General features: G+C 69.6%; 18 protein-coding genes. 1 reads left to right on the forward strand and 17 read right to left on the reverse strand.

Annotated elements, in window-relative coordinates; all coding sequences use genetic code 11:
• Positions 1-55: 55 nt before the first annotated feature.
• The 17 genes from BM013_RS20615 to BM013_RS20695 form a co-directional block, all read right to left on the reverse strand.
• Positions 56-808 (reverse strand): GntR family transcriptional regulator, encoded by a 753-nt coding sequence (locus BM013_RS20615; RefSeq protein WP_256221578.1) that lies wholly within the window; start codon positions 806-808, stop codon positions 56-58.
• A gap of 57 nt (positions 809-865) precedes the next feature.
• Complete coding sequence (locus BM013_RS20620; RefSeq protein WP_256221579.1) at positions 866-1,627, reverse strand: aspartate/glutamate racemase family protein; 762 nt, start codon at positions 1,625-1,627, stop codon at positions 866-868.
• A 53-nt stretch (positions 1,628-1,680) separates the two neighbouring features.
• On the reverse strand, positions 1,681-3,108 hold the full coding sequence (gene hydA, locus BM013_RS20625) for a dihydropyrimidinase (protein ID WP_093129495.1): 1,428 nt from the start codon (positions 3,106-3,108) through the stop codon (positions 1,681-1,683).
• Positions 3,109-3,155: 47 nt separating this feature from the next.
• Positions 3,156-3,884: a maleate cis-trans isomerase family protein gene (locus tag BM013_RS20630; protein ID WP_093129496.1), complete on the reverse strand. Its 729-nt coding sequence runs from the start codon at positions 3,882-3,884 to the stop codon at positions 3,156-3,158.
• A gap of 21 nt (positions 3,885-3,905) precedes the next feature.
• Positions 3,906-5,231: an MFS transporter gene (locus tag BM013_RS20635; RefSeq protein WP_371280498.1), complete on the reverse strand. Its 1,326-nt coding sequence runs from the start codon at positions 5,229-5,231 to the stop codon at positions 3,906-3,908.
• Positions 5,232-5,468: 237 nt separating this feature from the next.
• The gene (locus BM013_RS20640; RefSeq protein WP_093129497.1) at positions 5,469-6,704 is read right to left on the reverse strand and encodes a pyridoxal-phosphate-dependent aminotransferase family protein; all 1,236 of its coding nucleotides are present in this window, start codon (positions 6,702-6,704) and stop codon (positions 5,469-5,471) included.
• A gap of 35 nt (positions 6,705-6,739) precedes the next feature.
• Positions 6,740-7,507, reverse strand: a complete 768-nt coding sequence (locus BM013_RS20645; protein WP_093129498.1) for a fumarylacetoacetate hydrolase family protein — start codon at positions 7,505-7,507, stop codon at positions 6,740-6,742.
• Positions 7,508-7,537: 30 nt separating this feature from the next.
• Entirely contained in the window at positions 7,538-8,332 is a 795-nt protein-coding gene (locus tag BM013_RS20650) for a 2-keto-4-pentenoate hydratase (RefSeq protein ID WP_256221580.1), read from the reverse strand.
• The gene (locus BM013_RS20655) at positions 8,308-9,690 is read right to left on the reverse strand and encodes an amidase (RefSeq protein ID WP_093129499.1); all 1,383 of its coding nucleotides are present in this window, start codon (positions 9,688-9,690) and stop codon (positions 8,308-8,310) included. Before BM013_RS20655 ends, BM013_RS20650 begins: the two co-directional genes overlap by 25 nt.
• A gap of 10 nt (positions 9,691-9,700) precedes the next feature.
• Positions 9,701-10,993: a TRAP transporter large permease gene (locus tag BM013_RS20660; RefSeq protein ID WP_093129500.1), complete on the reverse strand. Its 1,293-nt coding sequence runs from the start codon at positions 10,991-10,993 to the stop codon at positions 9,701-9,703.
• Positions 10,990-11,652, reverse strand: a complete 663-nt coding sequence (locus BM013_RS20665; RefSeq protein ID WP_256221581.1) for a TRAP transporter small permease subunit — start codon at positions 11,650-11,652, stop codon at positions 10,990-10,992. Before BM013_RS20665 ends, BM013_RS20660 begins: the two co-directional genes overlap by 4 nt.
• Complete coding sequence (locus BM013_RS20670; protein WP_093129501.1) at positions 11,649-12,704, reverse strand: TRAP transporter substrate-binding protein; 1,056 nt, start codon at positions 12,702-12,704, stop codon at positions 11,649-11,651. The genes BM013_RS20665 and BM013_RS20670 overlap by 4 nt, the downstream gene beginning before the upstream one ends.
• A 168-nt stretch (positions 12,705-12,872) precedes the next feature.
• Positions 12,873-13,700: an IclR family transcriptional regulator gene (locus BM013_RS20675; protein ID WP_093129502.1), complete on the reverse strand. Its 828-nt coding sequence runs from the start codon at positions 13,698-13,700 to the stop codon at positions 12,873-12,875.
• Between the two features lie 279 nt (positions 13,701-13,979).
• Positions 13,980-15,893 carry a GspE/PulE family protein gene (locus BM013_RS20680; RefSeq protein ID WP_093129503.1) on the reverse strand — a complete coding sequence of 638 codons (1,914 nt, stop codon included), beginning with the start codon at positions 15,891-15,893 and terminating at the stop codon, positions 13,980-13,982.
• A 125-nt stretch (positions 15,894-16,018) separates the two neighbouring features.
• A complete protein-coding gene (locus BM013_RS20685; RefSeq protein WP_093129504.1) occupies positions 16,019-16,771 on the reverse strand; it encodes a carboxymuconolactone decarboxylase family protein in 753 nt (250 codons plus the stop codon).
• A gap of 13 nt (positions 16,772-16,784) precedes the next feature.
• The gene (locus tag BM013_RS20690; RefSeq protein WP_218153677.1) at positions 16,785-17,180 is read right to left on the reverse strand and encodes a (R)-mandelonitrile lyase; all 396 of its coding nucleotides are present in this window, start codon (positions 17,178-17,180) and stop codon (positions 16,785-16,787) included.
• 228 nt (positions 17,181-17,408) lie between these two features.
• The gene (locus tag BM013_RS20695) at positions 17,409-18,302 is read right to left on the reverse strand and encodes a LysR family transcriptional regulator (RefSeq protein WP_093129506.1); all 894 of its coding nucleotides are present in this window, start codon (positions 18,300-18,302) and stop codon (positions 17,409-17,411) included.
• 158 nt (positions 18,303-18,460) lie between these two features.
• On the opposite strand from BM013_RS20695, the gene BM013_RS20700 reads away from it, so the two are divergent.
• Positions 18,461-19,471 carry an aldo/keto reductase gene (locus BM013_RS20700; RefSeq protein ID WP_093129507.1) on the forward strand — a complete coding sequence of 337 codons (1,011 nt, stop codon included), beginning with the start codon at positions 18,461-18,463 and terminating at the stop codon, positions 19,469-19,471.
• Positions 19,472-19,514: the final 43 nt, after the last annotated feature.

A 19,514-nucleotide genomic window follows, 5' to 3' on the forward strand; every position in this document is an offset into this window, starting at 1 on the left:
TGCCGCACGGCGACGCAGCCCGAATGTTCATCGCCATGCGCTCGAAGCGCCGGCTTCAGCTGAACACGCTTTCGAGGTCGACCTCTTCGGCGCTTTCGTCCAGCTTCAGGCTCTGCTCGATGTGGTCGAGGTGATGCAGCATCAGCTTCTCGGCGCGCTGCGCGTCGCCGCGGTTCACGGCGGCGACGATTTCCTCGTGCTCGTCCGCGCGGCAGCTGGTGGCGGTGGGCGCGTCGTACAGCGAGATGATCAGGCAGGTCAGCGCCGACAGCTCGCGCATCGAGCGTGCCAGTGCCGAGTTGCCCGCAAGCTCGGCCAGCAGCACATGGAACTCGCCCGACAGCCGCACGATGGCGCGTTTGTCGTCGCGCTGCCGTGCCTCGCCCTCGAGCGCGATGTGCTGGCGCAGGCGCTCCCGCTTGGTCTCGTCGAGCGTGCGGATGAGCCGGCGCAGCACGCCCGGCTCGATCAGGCGGCGCGCCTCGAACACGTCCTGCGCCTGCTCGACGGTGGGCTTCGCGACGAAGGCGCCGCGCTGCGGGACCAGCTCGACGATCTGCTCGTGCGCCAGCCGGGCCAGCACTTCGCGCACCCTGGCGCGGCTGGTGGCGAAGATCGCGGCCAGCCTGTCTTCGCCCAGCTTCGTGCCGGGCGCGAGCCGGTGCTCGAGGATGGCGGACGAGATCTTCTCGGCGATCTCGTCGACGCTGTGTTCGCGGGGAGCGGTGGCACTGGCCGTGCGGGTCGCGCTGCTTGCTTGGGTCGCTTTGGTCGCGCCGGTCTTGCGGGCTGGGGCTCTGGTGGACATTGGGGCCGATTCTATCGGCGCACCCTCCGCAGCGCAGGGCGTCACGGGCCTGCGGCCTCAGCCCCGGACACGGGCGGTGTCGCGCGCCAGCAGGCGCGCCAGGGCCTCGGGCAACCCCTGGTTCGGCTTGATGGGCGGCGGCGCGAAACTGCCGAGGCGCGCCGGCGCGGGTGCCAGCGACACGAGCGTCTGCGCATGGCACACGGCACTCGACACCCCGTCGACCACCGGCACCGGGATCCGGTCCTTGATCGACCGCGCGAGGCCCGCCAGCGGGGCGCCGGCGATGATGATCACGTCCGCGCCATCGTCCTCGATGGCCGACATGCACAGCGCTTCGAGGCGCTGGCCGTGGTCGTCCTGCACGTGCCCGATGTCCTTGAGCGGACCGTCGAGGCTGCGAATGCTCGCCAGCCGGTCGACCAGGCCGTTGGCTTGCACGCATTCGCGGTACCAAGCCGTGATGCGCCGCGAGATCGCCACGATCGAGAAGCGCTTGCCGAGCAGGCATGCGCTCATCAGCGCGGCCTCGGTCAGGCCGACCACGGGAATGTCGAGTGCCTCGCGCAGGCCGTCGATGCCGGGGTCGCCGAAGGCCGCGACCACGATGGCGTCGTGCCGCGCGTGATGCTCCGCCGCGAGCGTGGCCGCGGCGTAGGCGCCGATCAGCGACTCGAAGCGGGTCTCGATGTAGGCGACGCCGAAGGGCGCGGTCAGGACCTCGATGCGCGTGTCGCTCGCGGCCGCGCGCCGGGCTTCGGCCGCGATCAGGTCCGAGACGCTTTGCGAGGTGTTGGGGTTGATCAGCAGCAGGTTCATGGCGTTGTCTCCAGGCGTGTGCTCGGTCGTGCGGTTCAGGCGGTTCAGGCTGTTCAGGCGGTTCGGCGGGCCGGCAGCAGGGTGGGCTCGGCCCGCCGCAGGAATTCTCCACGTCCGGCGCGCGGGTGGAAGCACTCACCGTCCCACACGACCTCGCCGCGCGCCAGCGTCAGCGCCGGCCAGGCCTTGACCTCGATGCCCTCGTAGGGCGTGTAGTCCACGGCGTGGTGCAGGTCGGCGTTGCGGATCGGGCGCGGCGTGGTGCCCCAGACCACGAGGTCCGCATCGGCGCCGACCGCGATCGTGCCCTTGCGCGGATGCAGCCCGTAGGCCTTGGCGGGGTTGGTGGACGTCAGCTCGACGAAGCGGTTGATCGTGATGCGCCCGTCGAGCACGCCGTGCGAGAACAGCAGCGGCAGCCGCGTCTCGATGCCGGGAATGCCGTTCGGGATGTGGCGGAACGCCACCTCCTCGCCGCCGGGCTTCTTGCCCTCGGGCGCGTCGTAGCGAAACGGCGCGTGGTCCGACGAGAAGATCGTGAACAGCCCGTCGGACAGGCCGTTCCAGATCACCTGCTGGTTCTCGCGGTTGCGCGGCGGCGGGCTGCACACGCAGCGCGCGCCCTGGTAGCTGTCGTCGATGCCCAGGTCTTCGGCCGTGAGGAACAGGTACTGCGGACAGGTTTCTGCGAACACGCTCAGGCCGTGCGCGCGCGCCCACCGGATCTGCTCGACGGCTTCGCGCCCGGACACGTGCACGATCATGATCGGCACGTCGACCAGCTCCGACAGCGCGATCGCGCGGTGGGTCGCCTCTCGCTCCACCAGCATCGGCCGCGCATGCGCGTGAAAGCGCGGCGCGGTGCGCCCGTTGGCTTCCAGCCGCCTGGTCAGCCATTCGATGCAGTCGGCGTTCTCGGCGTGGATCATGGCCATCGCGCCGTGCGCCCTGGCCACCGACAGCACGTCGAGGATCTGGCCGTCGTCCAGCTTCAGGTCGTCGTAGGTCATGTAGATCTTGAAGGAGGTGTAGCCCTCGGCGATCAGCTGCGGCAACTCGTGCTTCAGCACCTCTTCGGTCGGGTCGCTGACGATCAGGTGAAAGGCGTGGTCGACATGGGCGCGGCCCTCGGCGCGCCGGTGGTAGTCCTGCACCGCGGCGCGCAACGACTGGCCCTTGTGCTGCGCGGCGAACGCAATCACCGTGGTCGTGCCGCCGCAGGCCGCGGCGCGGGTGCCGGTGTCGAAGTCGTCGGCCATGCGCACGGGCGGCTCCATCGGCTGGTCGAGATGGCAATGCGCGTCGACGCCGCCGGGCGTCACGTAGCGGCCGGCGGCATCGATCTCCTGCCGTCCGGGCGGCAGGTCGAGGCCGAGTTGCACGATGCGGCCATCGCGGATGCCGATGTCCGAGTCGAAGGTGTCGCTGGCGGTGGCAACGCGGGCATTGCGCACCACGAGGTCGAGGTCGCGGAAGGTCATGGTCTTTCTCTGCTTCTTTGTCTGTTATCTGGCTGTGTTGCAGGCGCTCAGGCTTGCGCGTCGAAGAGGCGGCCCCAGCCCCTGACGGCGCGCGGATCGACGCCGGCCGTCTTCAGCGCGCGCCACACCACGGTGGCCACCGAGTCGTAGATCGGGATGCCGAGCTCGCGCTCCATCTCCTCGACCAGCTGCGCGCCGTGCAGGTTGGTGCACATGATGGTGATCGCGTCGGGGCGCTGCTGCGCCACGTCGCGCAGCATGCGGCGCAGCGTGTCGGGCTCGACTTCGCTGAACGCGAAGTTCACCGTCAGGTCGAGGTGGCGCTCGGCCACGCAGTCGATGCCGATGCCCGCGTAGTTGCCGACGATGCGCCGTTGCACGTCCTCGACATATGGCGACACCAGGCCCAGCGTGCGGGCGCCCTGCGCGGCCAGCAGCTCGTTGAGCGCCAGCACCGAGGTGGTGGCCGGGATGCCGGTCGCCTCGGTGATGCGCGCGCACAGCGCCCTGTCCTTCTCGAAGCCGAGCCAGCTCGCCGAGGTGCCGCTCCAGCAGATCGTGTCGACCCGCGCGTCGGCCAGCAGCCGTGCGGCCTCGAGGATCTTGCTGTCGTCGAACTGGTTCAGCGACGCGTCGCGCATCGAGATCTCGGTGACGGTGAAGCGCGAGAAATGCGCCGAGACGCCGGGCACGCCCGCGACCATGGCGCTGGTCAGCGGTTCGAGCGCGGTGTTGGAGGAGGGCGTCAGCACGCCGATGAGTTTTCGTGGGGTCATGGTGGTCGCAGTGGCGCCTGTTCAGACCGGCAGCTTCTTGCTGTAGTCGATCAGCATCGTCGAGCAGATGAACAGGCCGGCACCGGCCGCCGTGAACAGCATCAGCGCCATGAAGTACGAGCCGGTCGCCTGCACGATCAGGCCGACCACGATCGGCACGCCGATGCCCGCCACGTTGCCGCCGAGGTTCATCGTGCCGCCCAGAAAGCCGACCCGGGCGCGCGTGCCGAGGATCGACGGCACGCACCAGAACAGGCCGCACCAGCGCAGGAAGAACAGCGTCACCGACAGCAGAACGACCACGGCGATCGGGTCCTTGATCTGCGTCACCATGAAGATGGCCACGGTGGCGATGATCGACGAGATGCCGAACAGCGTGCGCAGCACCTTGCTCTGCGACGCGCCGGCGGCCTGCCATTTGTCGGCCAGCCAGCCGCCGAACATCTCGCCGACGAAGCCCGAGAAGAACATGATGAACACCGCGCCGCCCATCTGCTTGATGTCGAAGCCGTGCACCTTCGACAGGTAGTTGGGCATCCACGTGAGCAGGCCGTAGAACAGCGCGTTGAAGCACATCCAGCCGAAGAACATGCCCCACACGGAGCGATAGCGGAAGAAGTCGAGCACGCGGCCGCTCGCATGGGCCGGTTCCTTGGCGGCGTCGGCGGCGTGGCTGGCCTCGATGTAGCGTGCTTCGGCCTCGTTGACGCCGGGATGCTGGCGCGGATGGTTGCGGATGTAGCGCCATGCAAAGTAGCCCGCCACCACGGTGCCCACGCCGGCAATGACGAAGGCCATGCGCCAGGAGCCGAGCACGGCGATCAAGGCCGAAATCAGGATCGCCCCCAGCGCCGCGCCCAGGGGGGCGCCGCCATCGAGCAAGGTGGCGCCGCGTCCGCGCTCGGTCTGGGTCATCCAGATGCCGTTGAGCTTGCCGCCCGCGGGGTAGATCGGCGCCTCGGCCGCGCCCAGGCCCAGTCGGGTCAGCAGCAAGGGAAGCCAGCCTGTGCAGACGGCTGCAATGGCCTGGAAGAAGCCCCAGCCCACGGTGGCGGCGGCAATCACGACGCGCGGGCCGTAGCGGTCGGCCAGCATGCCGCCGGGGATCTGCATCAGCGCGTAGGTCCAGAAGAACGAACTCAGCAGCAGGCCCTGAACGGCGGGGCCGATGTCGAACTCCTTGGCGATCAGCGGCATGGCCACCGAGAGCGAGGCCCGGTCGATGTAGTTGATCGAGATCAGGAACAACATCATCAGGAAGATCTTCCAGCGCACCTTGGTGGGCTGGAGCGCGTCGTCTGGTGCTGCGGCGGTCGCCTTGGCGCCGTCCGTCATGGTGGTTTGCATCGGGGTTGTCTCCTTGCAGTGGCACGGGTGCCAGCGTGCAAGGAGGACCCGGCACGCTGGCGAACTTTGCAGTCGCGGGCCGGGCTGGTTCGAACCAGTGCGCCACCGAGGCTGTGCGGCGGAATTTAGGCTTTGTCGAAATTAACGTCAACAACTATGTTGACAATAATGTTGACGATGGTGGAAACACCTAGCCGAGCGGCTCGCAGAGGCGCTTGGCAGGTGTTTCTCCCGCGTCTACTTCGTCTGCGGCACGTCCGGCGACGGCGTTTGCGCGAAGTAGCTCATGGCCGCCAGCACGCCGCTGCCTGCCACCGGCACCTGCGCCAGCTTGAAACCCATTTCGATGCCGGTCAACGCGGCCATCAGCGTCAGGTCGTTGCAGTCGCCCAGGTGCCCGATGCGGAACATGCGGCCCTTGAGCTTGCCCAGCCCCGCGCCCAGCGAGAGATCGAAGCGCTGGTGGATCAGCCGGCGCAGCACGTCGGCATCGACCCCTTGCGGCGTGATGACGCCGGTCAGCACCGGCGAGTGCACGCGCTCGTCCGCGCACTGTGTGGGCAGGCCCCAGGCCTGCACGGCGGCACGCACGCCGCGGCCCCAGCGCCGGTGGCGCTCGAAGATCACGGGCAGGCCCTGTCCGAGCACCATGTCCAGCGCCTCGCTGAGCCCGTACAGCAGGTTGGTGCTCGGCGTGCAGGGCCAGTAGCCGCCCTGGTTCATCTCGATGATCTCGTCCCAGGCCCAGAAGGCCTTCGGCAGGCGGGCTGTTCTGGCCACCTCGAGCGCCTTGGGCGACACCGCGTTGAAGCTGATGCCCGGCGGCAGCATGAGCCCCTTCTGCGAGCCGCTGACGGTGACGTCCACGCCCCACTCGTCGTGGCGGTAGTCGGCGCTCGCGAGTCCGGAGATGGTGTCGACCAGCAACAACGCCGGATGGCCCGCGGCATCGATCGCGCGGCGCACAGCGGCGATGTCGGAGGTGACGCCGGTCGAGGTCTCGTTGTGCACCACGCACACGGCCTTGATGTGCCGGGCGCTGTCCTGGCGCAGGCGCTGCTCGATCAGCTCGGCCTGCACGCCGTGGCGCCAGGCGCGCGGCAGGCCGGTCTCGTCGCTGCCCTCCAGCGCGAGGAACTCGGGCTCCAGGCCGAGCCGGCGCGCCATCTTCTGCCACAGCGTTGCGAAGTGGCCGGTCTCGAACATCAGCACATGGTCGCCGGGGCTCATCACGTTGGCCAGCGCCGCCTCCCACGCGCCGGTGCCCGATGCGGGATAGATGACGACCGGGTGCCGGGTCTGGAACACCTGCTGCAGGCCGGCGATCACCTTCTTGCCCAGGATGGCGAACTCGGGGCCGCGGTGGTCGATGGTCGGCAGGCTGATGGCCCGCAGGATGCGGTCGGGCACGGGGCTGGGCCCCGGAATCTGCAGGAAGTGCCGGCCGCTGGGATGGTTGTCGAGCGCGATCATGGATGTCTCCGTTCTTCAGGGGTTGCGAAAGAGGTCTACAGCTGCACCGACGCGTGGCCGATGCCCGGAAATTCAGCGCTGACGAGCTCGCCCCGGGCCGCTTCGAGAATGCCGACCCAGGTGCCCGTCGTCACCACGGTGCCGGCCGCGACGGGCTCGCCGTTGCGCGTGGCATGGCGCAGCCACGCAGGCAGCAGCCACGCGGGATCGCCGAGCGCGTGCGTGCCGCGGCGCTCGACCGGCGCGCGCTCGCCGATGCGCACGGTGCAGGCCTGCGCACGCCAGTCGCGCGCCGCAAACGGCACCCATGCGCCCAGCACCAGCGCGCCGTGCGATTGCAGGTCGGCCAGCTTGCACAGCGCGGGCGCGGCCATCGCCTCGTGCCAGCGGGAGTCCACGATTTCTATCGACACGGCCATCGCGTCGACCAGGGCGCTTGCGCGATCGGCGTCGAGCGTCGATGCCAGCGCCGGATCGACCGCGCAGCCGAGCCGCAGCGCGACCTCGGCCTCGATGCCGCGCATATGAAACGGCCAGTGGCCGGCCTGTGCCGGGCTGGTCCATACGCCTTGGGGCGGCAGCGGCGCGTGGGTCAGCACCGCCTCGCGCGAGGGCCCGCCGGCTTTCCAGTACCGCGGCGGCGCGTCGAACCAGCCGAGCGCCTGCGCCACGCGCTGCTGCACGGCATAGGCGTCCTCGGCATGCTCGAGCAGTTCGGCCACCTGCGCCGCGGGGCACGTGGCGTGGCTGCGGCGCGCGCGAACCAGCGACGCGGCCGCGGCATCGATCCTTGACAGGGACATCTCGGTTTCCTCCAGTGATCGCAAAAAAAGTCAGAAGCTCGCGCACAACGGCGCGAGCCCGCGCACGTCCACCCGCACGCGGGTGCCTTGCGAGGCGAACAACATGCCGGTGCACGAGCCGGTCGTCACGACCTGGCCCGCGCGCAGGCCCTCGCCCCGCGCCGCACCCCGGTTGGCCAGCCACACCAGCAGCGCGCCCACGTCGGGGTGGGGGTGCTCGCCGACGGTGTGCGCAACGACCTGCTCGTCGAAATGCAGCACGACCTCGGTCTGCGCCAGGTCGAGCCACGCCTTCTCGAAGGGCATGGACTCGCCGAGCACCAGCCCGCCGTGGCACAGCAGGTCGGCCAGCAGCGCCGCCGGGCTTGCGTCCAGCCAGTCGGCCAGGCGGGTTTCGGCCACCTCGATCACGGGCAGCACCGATGCGATGGCGCCGGCGACCTCGTCGCGCGTGTAGGGCGCCGTGCGCGGCGGCAGGTCGGCCCCGAGCCGGAACGCGACCTCGGCTTCGATGCCTCGCAGGTGCCATCCGGTGCCGTGCAGCAAGGCGCCGCCGGGCACCAGGCCCTCGGCCGGCAGGGGCGCGCAGCGCGGTTCCATTCCGGGCGCGCCGGCACCGACCTTCCAGCCGCCGGCCGGGCCGAGCGCCGCCAGCGTCGCGTCCTGGATCGCGTAGGCCGTGTCCAGGTCCCGCGGCTGCAGCAGCGACGACAGCACCCGCCGGCCTTCGCGCCGCGCGCGGCGCAGCGCCTGTGCGGCTTCGGTGAGCGTGACCCGCACCGCCGCGGCCTCGGCCGGCGTCACAGCGCGGGGAAGCGCTGCCACGGGTGGGCCTGTTCGAACGCGCTGGCCAGCGCGAGCAAGGCGTCGTCCGCGCCTTCGCGTGCCACCAGCTGCATGCCGACCGGCAGGTGCCCGGCAAAGCCGCAGGGCACGGCGATGGCCGGCAGGCCCACGGCGTTCGCGAACCCGGCGAACACCGCGTGGCCGCGCGGGCCGACCTCGCGCCCGTCGATGCGCGTCGGATGGGTCTGGCCCGCGGGCCAGGGCAGCGCGGCGGCCGCCGGCGTCAACAGGAAGTCGTGGCGCTCGAACAGCTGCGACAGCGTGTTGCGCAGCCGCTCGGCCTCGAACAGCAGCTCGAACAGCTCGGGCCCGGAGGCCTTGCGCCCGGTCTCGGCATTCGCCTGCATCGCGGGTCCGAACAGCGACGCGTCGAAGGGCCGGCCGGACAGCTCCTGCGGGTGCGCCACCAGCCAGGCCAGCCCCACCTGCGCCAGCAACGGCCAGCGCTGGTTGACCGCCTCGACGAGGCCGAAGTCCTGCGCCGTCGTGACCTCGTGGCCGAGCGCGGCCATGCGGCGCGCGGCCGCCTCGGTGAGCTGCGCGATCTGCGGGTCGACCGGGTGGTCGCCGAAACGTGGAATGAAGAGAATGCGCGCGCCTTGCGGGCAGTCTTGCGCCACCGGCCGGTCGCCGATCACCTGCATCACCGCCGCCGCGTCGGCCACGCTGCGCGCGATCGGGCCCGCGACCTCGAAGCCGAGAAAGATCGGCGGCAGGCCGTCGCCGCGCGGCACGCGTCCGCGCGACGGCTTGAAGCCGACCAGGTTGGTGTGCGAGGCCGGCCGGCGGATCGAGCCTCCGCCGTCGGTGCCCAGCGCGATCGGGCATCCGCCCGCGGCCACCAGCGCCACCGCGCCGCCGGACGAGCCGCCGGGCGTGAGCGCCGGGTCCCAAGGATTGCCCGTGGGGCCGAACACCGGGTTGTCGGTGTAGCCCTGCATCGTGAACTCGGGCACGTTGGTCTTGCCGAAGATCACGGCGCCTGCCTGGCGCAGCCTGGCCACCGGCAGCTCGTCGCGCTCGGCCACGAAGCCGGCCAGCGCACGGCTGCCCCAGTGGGTGGCGAGGCCGCGCACCTGCAGGTTGTCCTTGATGGTGACGGGCACGCCGTCGAGCGCGCCCAGCGGCCGGCCGTCGCGCCAGCGCGCGGTGCTTTGCCCGGCCGCGTGCGCGGCGCCTTCGCTGTCGAGCGCGACCAGCGCGTTCAGGCGCGGGTTGACCTCGGCGCTGCGCGCCATGCAGGCGTGCAGGGCGTCGGTCGGCGTGAACGCGGCCTCGCGAAAGCCGGCCGCGAGCTGCGCCGCGTCGAGTTGCCAGAGCGGTGTGTGTCGGTTCATCGGGCCGGCCTCACATGTGCGCCGGCAGCCACGTCACCAGCTGCGGCACGGCCATCAGCAGCAGCGTGAACAGGATCATGATCAGCGCGTAGGGCAGTGCGCCCCAGATCGCGTCCTGGATGCCGCCCTTGTCCGGACGGATGCCGTGCACCACGAACAGGTTCATGCCCACCGGCGGCGTGATCAGGCCCAACTCGCACATCAGCACGATGAAGATGCCGAACCAGATCGGGTCGACGCCGACCGCGATCGCGATCGGGTAGGTGATCGGGATCGTCGCGACCTGCATCGACAGCACGTCCATGAACATGCCCAGCACCAGGTAGAACACGATCAGCGCCAGGATCAGCCCGGTGGCCGACAGGCCCTGGCTCGCGACCCACTTCGTCATCGACTCGGCCACGCCGGTGAGGCTCACCGTCAGGTTGAGGATGAAGGCGGCCACGACGATCAGCAGGATCATGCCGCTCACGCGCGCCGTCGAGATGAAGCAGTTGCGCAGCAGCTCCCAGTTGAGCTTGCCCGACTGCCAGACGAAGCCCAGCGCCGCGATCACGCCCAGCGCCGCGCTCTCGGCCGCCGTGGCAATGCCGAAGTACAGGCTCCCCATCACGATGCCGAACACCACCGCCGGCGGCACCAGGTGCACCAGCACGCGCAGCCGCTCGGCCATCGGCACCTTGGGCTCGCGCATCGCGTTGCCGCCAGCCAGGCTCGAGATCGCGATCCAGAGCATGAAGCACAGCGTGAGCAGCAGCCCCGGGACGATGCCGGCGACGAAGAGCTTGCCGATCGAGTTGTTGGTGAGCGAGCCGTACACGATCATGTTCACGCTGGGCGGAATCAGGATGCCCAGCGTGCCGCCGGCGGCCAGGCTGCCGAGCGACGCGCGCATCGGGTAGCCGCGCCGCTGCAGCGAAGGCAGCGCCACCGTCCCGACCGTGGCCGCGGTGGCCACCGACGAGCCCGAGGTCGCCGCGAACAGTGCGCAACTCCCGATGTTGGTGTGCAGGAGCCCGCCCGGCAGCCGGCCGAGCCAGGCCGACAGCGCGATGTACATGCGGTCGGCGATGCCCGAGCGCAGCAGCAGTTCGCCGAGCAGCACGAACAGCGGCACCGAGGTCAGCAGGCTCTCGTTCTGCACGCCCCACACGACCGGCGCGATCGAGTCCATGAACGGCGCGCCGTAGGCGGCGATGCCGCCGATGATCCCGACGGCCGCCATCGACACGGCAATCGGCATGCCGAGCAGCATCAGGGCGAGCATCGCGAGGAATGCGGATCCGATCAGGGCGATGTTCATCGTGCGGCTCCTTCGGCGTGCTGCCGTGCCTTGAGGTCGTCGAGTTCTTCCTTGAGTTCTTCCTTCGCGCTCTTCGGATGGAAGTCGCTGTTCAGCGTGCGGGTGTCGCCGCCCAGCAGCAGCCGCGTGGCACGCCATGCCAGCGCGCAGGCCACCAGCGCGAAGATCACCAGGCCCGCGTACCAGACGCCCTGCGGAATGATCAGCGGCGTGGCCCAGGGCGTCTGCGCGGTGCTGCGGTAAGCCGTCGTGTCCTGGATCACCTTGAACGCGACCCAGGCGATGAACAGCGCGAACACCGCCAGCGAGACGATCGAGATCCAGTTCAGCAGCGCCTGCACGCGCGGCGGGAACCGGTCGTGGAACACGTCCACGCGGATGTGGTTGCGCCCCAGCAGCGCCAGGCTGAAGGCGAGCGTCGAGCCGACCGCGAGCGCGTAGCCGCCCAGTTCGTCGGCGCCCTGCAGCGAGACGTTGAACAGCTTGCGCGAGATCGTCTCGATGGCGACGACGGCCGCCAGGCCCAGGAAGATCGCGCCGAACGCCGTGGCCAGCACGGTCTCCAGGCGCGCCCTGAAGCCGGCGCGCGCAGAGGGGGACGCCGTGGCGCCGGGCGGCGCGAGGGGCTGCCGGTCGCGGGTCATGGTGCCGCTGTTCATTGCAGGCCCAGTACCGGCGCCACCGTCGCCTGCCAGTTCTTCAGGCAGCTCGGGTTGGACTTGTTGCAGACCTCCGCCCACACCGGCAGCGACACCTTGTTCACCGCGCCGCGCAGCAGTTCGACGTCGGCCGGCGTGACGGCCACGTTGACGAGGTTGAACTTCTTGCCGGTCGTGCACGGGTCCTTGCCGGCATTGCAGTTCAGCGCGTCCTGGAAGATCTCTTCGGAGTACTTCCACATGTCGTCGCTCAGCGTGTCGAAGGCCTTCAGCAGCTTGGCTTTGGCGTCGGGTGCCAGCGCGTTCCAGGCCTTCATCGTCATGCCGTAGCCGTTCAGGGCCATCTGGAAGCCGATGGCCATCTGGTGCGTCGTCACTTCCGGCCAGCCCGCGGAGTTGGCCGAGCTCGGCCCGGTGATCGCGCAGTCGACCACGCCCAGCGAGAGCGACTGGTGCGTGTCGGCGAACGACACCGGCACGGGCGTGCCGCCCACCATCTCGATGAACTTGGCCAGGTTCTGGTCGTACACGCGGACCTTCAGGCCCTTGATGTCGGCCAGCTTGGCGATCGGCTTCTTGCAGAACAGGATCTGCGGGCCGAAGGGCCACACGGCCAGCAGCTTCACGCCGAACTGCGCCTGCAGCCGCGTGTCCGCCGTGTCGAAGTAGGCCTTGGCCACCTTGCGGCCCGTGGCGTAGTCGGGCGCCGCGCCCACCAGGTCCAGGCCCAGGATGGTGGGCTCGTCGCGCGAGTTCTGCGACACGCGCAGCGAGACGATGTCGAACAGGCCCGCCTTCATGACGCGCAGTTGCTCGGTGTCCTTGATGCCCAGCGTGTCGATGGGCTTGTAGTCGACGTCGATCGGCAGCCCGGTGCGGGCCGCGAAGTTCTCGAAGAAGGGTTGCTCCTTGTTCTTCTGGATCAGCCCGGTGGCCAGCGGCTGGCCGATGGCTTTCATCCGGGTGCGGTCCTGTGCGTGGGCCGCGGGCAACGCGAGCACCACGGCCAGGGCAACTGTGGCGAATGACTTGAGGCGAAGGTGAAACGGCATGAAGACTCCAGCAAGGAAGGTGAGGGAACGGGGCGGCATCGAAAGAAAGATGTGCCATTGAATCCCGCGGCGGCGGCGCGCAGCGGACTATCCCGCTGCGTGGGACAGCCGGAAAAAGAGCTTGGAAATCAAGTACTTGGCGCGCCGCGCCAGCGGAAGACGCAGGCCTTAGCGGGCGCGCCCGCCGTAGGCGGCGGTGATCTCGTCGGCCGCGGCGCGCACGGTGGCGCCGAGCTGCGGGAAGTCGGCGCTCTTGATGCGCTGCGTCGGCCCGACCAGCGAGATCGCGCCGAAGGGTTGGCCGTGCTCGTCGCGAACGGCGGCCGCGATGCAGCGCAGGCCGACCGCGTTCTGCTCGTCGTCGATCGCATGGCCCGCGCGGCGCACCTCGCCCAGCGTTTCATGCAGCCGCGAGGCGCGCGCGATGGTGTTGTGGGTGAGCTTCGGCAGGCCGTAGGTGCGCAGGTACTGCAGCACGTCGTCCTCGGGCATCGCGGCCAGGATCGCCTGCCCCATCGCAGTGCCGTGCAGCGGCGCGCGAAACCCCGGCTTGCCGATCGCGCGCATCAGCTCGCGGCTCTCGACCTGCGTGACGAACACGATGTCGCCGAGGTCGGCGATGCCGAGGTTGATGCTCTCGCCGGTGCTGTCGCGCAGCCTGCGCATCACCGGCAGGGCCAGGTGGGCGATGCGTCGCCGGCGCCCGAACGCGGCACCGACGGAAAAGCAGCGCACGCCGACATACCAGAGGCTCGTCTCGCGGTCGAACTGCACGAAACGCCGCTGCTCGAGCGTCGTGAGCAGCCGGTGCGCCGTCGAGGAGGACAGTCCGCTGTGCGCCGCGATGTCGACGAGCCTGAAGCCCTCGTCGTCCTCGGCCAGGAGCTCCAGCAGTTGCATGGCGCGCGTGAGCGACTGCACCGTGCTGTCGTTGTCGCGGTCGATGCGGGTGACCTTGGTGGCTTTGGCGGGCAGGCGAGGCGAAGTGGCAGTCATGGCGGGCCCTGTGCAAATTACGTGCCATCCGGATGTCGGGTCCGGCGTGCGATGACGCGTCCAGATGGTGTGCGACAAGTGTTTTGTCGACCATGGTGTTTGCACTAATGTTGACATCGGCGCGACTTCTCCGGCACTCCCCGGCACTCCCCGGCACTCCCCGGCACTCCCCGGCACTCCCCGGCACTCCACGGCGCTTTTCCGGCGCAGCAGCGCCCGCCGCTCGTTGCGCCGCACGGGCGCCGTGGCCGAGCTCCCTCGCTTCCTTGCCGCGCTGCCTTACACGTTGCTGGTCGCGCGCACTTCCTCGATGGTCGTCTTGCCGGCCAGTACCTTCTCGATGCCGTCCTGCCTCAGGGTGCGCATGCCTTCCTGCAGCGCCGCGGCCTGCAGCTCTTCCGCGCGGGCGCCGGTCTGCACCAGGCGGCGCAGCGTCTTCGACATGGTCATGAGCTCGTGGATGCCCACGCGGCCCTTGAAGCCCGTGTTCTTGCACTGCTTGCAGCCGGTGCTGGTGTAGTGGTGCAGGTGGCCGTCGCGGCCGTAGCGCTGCAGCCAGTCGCTGCGCACGGCCTGGCGCTGCGGGATGGGGCTTGCGGCGTCGGGCTGCGCGCCGAACGAATGCATGTAGTCGTCCAGCAGTTCCTCGACCATCTCGGCGCTCGCGGGGCGGCTGGTGGTGCAGCTGCTGCACAGCCGGCGCACCAGCCGCTGCGCGAGCACGGCCAGCAGCGAGTCGGCGAAGTTGAACGGGTCCATGCCCATGTCGAGCAGGCGCGTCACGGTCTCGGGCGCGCTGTTGGTGTGCAGGGTCGAGAGCACCAGGTGACCGGTCAGCGAGGCTTCGACCGCGGTCTTGGCCGTTTCGCCGTCGCGGATTTCACCCACCATGATCACGTCGGGGTCGGCGCGCACGAAGGCGCGCAGCGCCTTGGCGAAGGTCCAGTCGATGCGCGGGTTGATCTGCACCTGGCGCAGCCCGGTCTGCGTGATTTCGACCGGGTCCTCGGCGGTCCAGATCTTGCGCTCGGGCGTGTTGATGTGCATCAGCGCCGAGTGCAGCGTGGTGGTCTTGCCCGAGCCCGTGGGGCCGACGCACAGCACCATGCCGTAGGGGCGCTCCACGGCCCGGGTCAGCTGCGCGAGGTTGTTGGGCGACAGGCCCAGGTCGCGCATCGGAATCGGCTTGGCCGACGCCAGGATCCGCATCACCACGTCCTCGAGGCCGTTGTTGGTCGGAATGGTGGCCACGCGCAACTCGATGCGGTGCTGCGGCGAGTACTTGGCGAAGTTGATCTTGCCGTCCTGCGGGTTGCGCTTCTCGCTGATGTCCAGGTCGCACATGATCTTCACGCGCGCGACGATCGCGTTGCGGTAGCTCGGCGGCAGCTCCAGGTAGGTGTAGAGCAGGCCGTCGCGCCGAAAGCGGATGCGGGTCTTCTCCTGGCCGGGATAGCTCTCGATGTGGATGTCGGACGCGCCCTCGCGGTGCGCCTCCAGGATCATGCTGTTGATCATGCGCACGAGCGAGTTGTCCGACTGCTCGATCGGCGCCTCGGCGGGCGGTGCCGACGCGGGGCCCTCGCGCTCGAGGGTCTGCAGCAGCTCGGTGGTGCCGGCCATGTCGAACTCCAGCGGCCGGCTCGGATCGAGGTTGGCGGCGAAGACGCCCGCGGCGCCGACAGCCGGCTCGCCGATCTTCTCGTAGGCCGCGTTCAGCACGTTGTCCAGGTCGAGGCATTGCCCGACCACCGGCACGACCTTCATCTGCGCGATGAATTCCACTTCGTCGAGCGCCGAATGCCGGCTCGTCGGGTCGTCCAGCGCGACGATGAGCCGGCCTTCATGCAGCATCAGCGGCATGACCTGCAGCCGCCGCGCCACGCCGTGGCTGATCTTGCGCAACGCTTCGGCGGCAGCGGGGAACAGGTGCAGGTTCACCAGCGGGTAGCCCATCTTGCGCACCAGCGCGGTCTGCAGCTGGCCCTGGGTGACGACACCCATTCGCACCAGCGTCTCGCCCAGCGGCACGCCGGGCTGGCGCTGTTGCTGGGCCAGGCCCGCGCGCAACTGCTCGTCGGTGACCATGCCGAGCGAGGTCAGTGCTTCGCCGATCCGGGCGATCGGCATGTGGCTCTGGACATCGAGCGCATTCAGCAACTGCTCCGGCATGACGACTTCGGTTGATGGCATGGGGCAGTTCTCCTGGCTGGTTTGACGTGGTCGTCGGCGCTGCCGAAATGCAGCTGCCGATGCTGCATCGTAGGGCGCGCCGCGAGAACCTGCCAGCCAAGGGAAACTGTTGAGTACGCAAGTTCTCAGGCGGGGCGTTTCTCCAGCACAGCCTTGACCACGGGGATCGCCGTGAAGACGTTCGGCCAGCCGACATGGAAGGCCAGTTGCGTGAGCGTTTCCGACACTTCGGCGCGCGTCAGTCCGCTGTCCATCGCGCGGTTCAGGTGATAGGGAATCTGCGCGACCTGGCCTGCGGCGATCAGCGCGGTCACCGTGACCAGGCTGCGGTCTCGCGGCGCGAGCGCGGGGCGCAGCCACAGGTCCTTGAAGAGCAGGTCGCCGGTGTACTGCACCACGCCCGCAGACACGGGCCCCGCGTCCTGTTCGACGCGGGCCGCGCGCTGCGCCTCGGCGGCTTCGTCGAGCGGCAGCAGCTCGGGGCGCGCGGGCGGCAACTGGTCCGCGCCGATCTTGCGCGCGGCGTACACGTCAGCGGCAACGGCCACCGCGCCCATGGCGTTGCCCCAGCCCGCATAGAACGCGAGGTGCGTGATGATCTCGGAGAGCTCCGCCGGCGTGACGCCGTTGTCCAGCGCGCGCTGGAAGTACATCGCCATTTCGGTCGTCTGGTTGCGCGCCACGAGCGCCGCCACGGTGACGATGCCGCGGTCTCGCGGCGACAGGCCCGGGCGCTTCCAGAGTTCGCCGAGCACGGTGTCCTGCGCGTAGCGCTCGAGCGCGGGCGACACGCGCGGCAGGCTGGAGGCACGGTCGGCCTGCACCACCGACGTGGCCATGAGCGACAGCGAGGCGAGGGCGGTGGAGAAGAGCTTCATTTCTTCGGTTCCTTCATCGGCCGTACGACCCGTCGCCGACCTTCTCCATCCACTCGACGTTCCTGCCGGCAAGCGATTCCTGGATGGCCATGTGCGTCATGCCGGTGGTGGCCGTGGCGCCGTGCCAGTGCCTCACGCCGGGCGGCGTCCAGACCACGTCGCCGGGCCGGATCTCCTGCCGCGCGCCGCCTTCCTGCTGGACCCAGCCGGTGCCCGCGGTCACCACCAGCGTCTGGCCCAGCGGGTGCGTGTGCCATGCCGAACGCGCGCCGGGTTCGAAGGTCACGTAGGCGCCGGACACGCGCGAAGGCTCGCGGGGCGCGAAGAGCGGATCGACGCGCACGGCGCCCGTGAAGTTCTGCGCCGGCCCCTTGGCCGACGCCTGCGTTCCGCCGCGGCTGACCGTCATGCCGTCGTTCGCTTCGCAGAGCGGCGCGAACAGCGCGCCGCAAAGAGCAAGGGTGAGGGGGAGGGCAGTGCGCAGTTTCATGGGTGTCGGCTTTCGGATCTGTTGCCGACGAATCTACCGACGGGCCCTTGCCCGCACTAGCCATCTGGAACCGCAAAAGCTCATGAGCCGGGCTCATGAGTCTCGCGACACGCGCCTACCTGCGCACCTGCCTGCCTTCACAACCGCTCAGGGCCGGTACCGCAGCGCGTCGACCACCACCGCCATCGCGCGCGAAGACTCGCGCCGGCTCGCGTAGAAGATGTGCAGCCCCGGGAAGGTGGGGCACCAGTCCGCGAGCACGCGCTGGAGGCGGCCGGCGGCCATGTGCTCCCGCGCCAGCTCCTCGGGCACGAAGGCCAGGCCCGCGCCAGACACGGCCGCGGTGATCATCTGGTAGACGCCGTTGCAGGTCAGCTGGCCGTCGACGCGCACCTGCAGTTCACGCTTGCCCTTCTTGAGTTCCCATGCGTACAGCCCGCCGCGCGTGGGCAGGCGCAGGGTGATGCAGTTGTGCGCGAGCAGGTCCTGCGGTTTCTTCGGCGGCGCCTGGCGGGCCAGGTAGCCGGGCGAGCCCACGATCACCATGGTCACGTCGGGCCCGATGCGCACCGCGATCATGTCCTTGGCCACCTGGTCGCCGAAGCGCACGCCGATGTCGTAGCGGTCCGCCACGATGTCGGCAAGCCCGTAGTCCACGATCATCTCGATCTTCAGGTCGGGGTAGCCGGGCAGCACGCGAGAGAGCTTGGGCCACAGGATCATGTCGGCCGCGTAGTCGGTGGTGGTGATGCGGATGGTGCCCGCGGGCTTGTCGCGCAGCTCGGCCAGCGCCGACAGCTCCGCCTCGATCTCGTCCCAGCGCGGCCCCACGGTGTTCAGCAGCCGCTCGCCGGCGTCGGTGGGCGACACGCTGCGGGTGGTGCGCGTGAGCAGGCGCAGGCCCATGCGGGCCTCCAGGCCGCGCACGGTGTGGCTCAGCGCCGATTGGGACACGCCGAGCTTCGCGGCGGCGCGTGTGAAGCTGCGCTCGCGCGCCACCGCGAGGAAAGCCAGGATGTCGTTGATGTTCTCTCTTGCCATTCATGAATTGTGCTCATGAGCGAATGCGCATTCAAGTGTCTAGTCGCGCAAGCAGTCTGTGCCGAGAATCCTGCCCAGCAAGCGGAATGCGCGCGACGCGCGCGAAACGCACAACACACGCAACACACGCAACACACGCAATACACAAGGAACCCACCATGGACTACCGAAGACTTGGCCGCAGCGGCCTCAAGGTGTCGCCGCTGTGCCTGGGCGCGATGATGTTCGGCGGCGAGACCGACGAGGCCACCTCGGCGCGCATCATCGACAAGGCATTCGCGCAGGGCATCAACTTCATCGACACGGCCGACGTCTATCACGCGGGCCGCTCCGAGGAAATCGTCGGGCGCGCCATCGCTGCGCGGCGCGACAGCTGGGTGGTGGCCACGAAGTTCGGCTTTCCGGCGGCGGCGGACGCGGGGCCGAACGCACAGGGCCAGTCGCGCAAGTGGATCGTGCAGTCCGTCGAAGCGAGCCTGCGCCGGCTGAAGACCGACTACATCGACATCCTTTACTTCCACCGGGCGCTGGCCGACGTGCCGCTCGAAGAAGGCGTGCGCGCCATCGGCGATCTGGTGCGCCAGGGCAAGCTGCGCTACTTCGGCGTGTCGAACTTCCGCGGCTGGCGCATCGCCGAGATCGCGCGCCTTGCCGACCAGCTCGGCATCGACCGCCCGGTGGCCAGCGAGCCGCTCTACAACATCGTCGACCGCACGGCCGAGGTCGAGCAGTTGCCCGCGGCGGCGCACTACGGCCTGGGCGTGGTGTCTTACAGCCCGCTGGCGCGCGGCGTGCTCAGCGGCAAATACGCGGTGGACGCACCGCCGCCGGCCGACAGCCGTGCCGGGCGTGGGGACAAGCGCATGCAGCAGACCGAGTGGCGGCCCGAATCGCTGAAGATCGCGCAGGCCATTGCCGCGCACGCCGCTGCGCGCGGCACCACCTCGATCGCGTTTGCGCTGGCATGGGTGCTGAAGAACCGCCTTGTCAGCGCCACCATCGCGGGGCCGCGCACCGAGGCGCAATGGGACAGTTACGCCGATGCGCTTCGGCTGGAACTGGGTCCGGACGACGAGACGCTCGTCGATAGCCTGGTGGCGCCGGGGCATGCCTCCACGCCCGGCTACTCCGACCCCGGCTATCCGGTCGAAGGCCGGGTGGCCGGCTGACCTTGCGACCATCACCAGCCTTTCACGGCACCCCCGTCATCCA

It is taken from the genome of Variovorax sp. OK605 (genome assembly GCF_900115445.1).
Lineage (GTDB): Bacteria > Pseudomonadota > Gammaproteobacteria > Burkholderiales > Burkholderiaceae_C > Variovorax.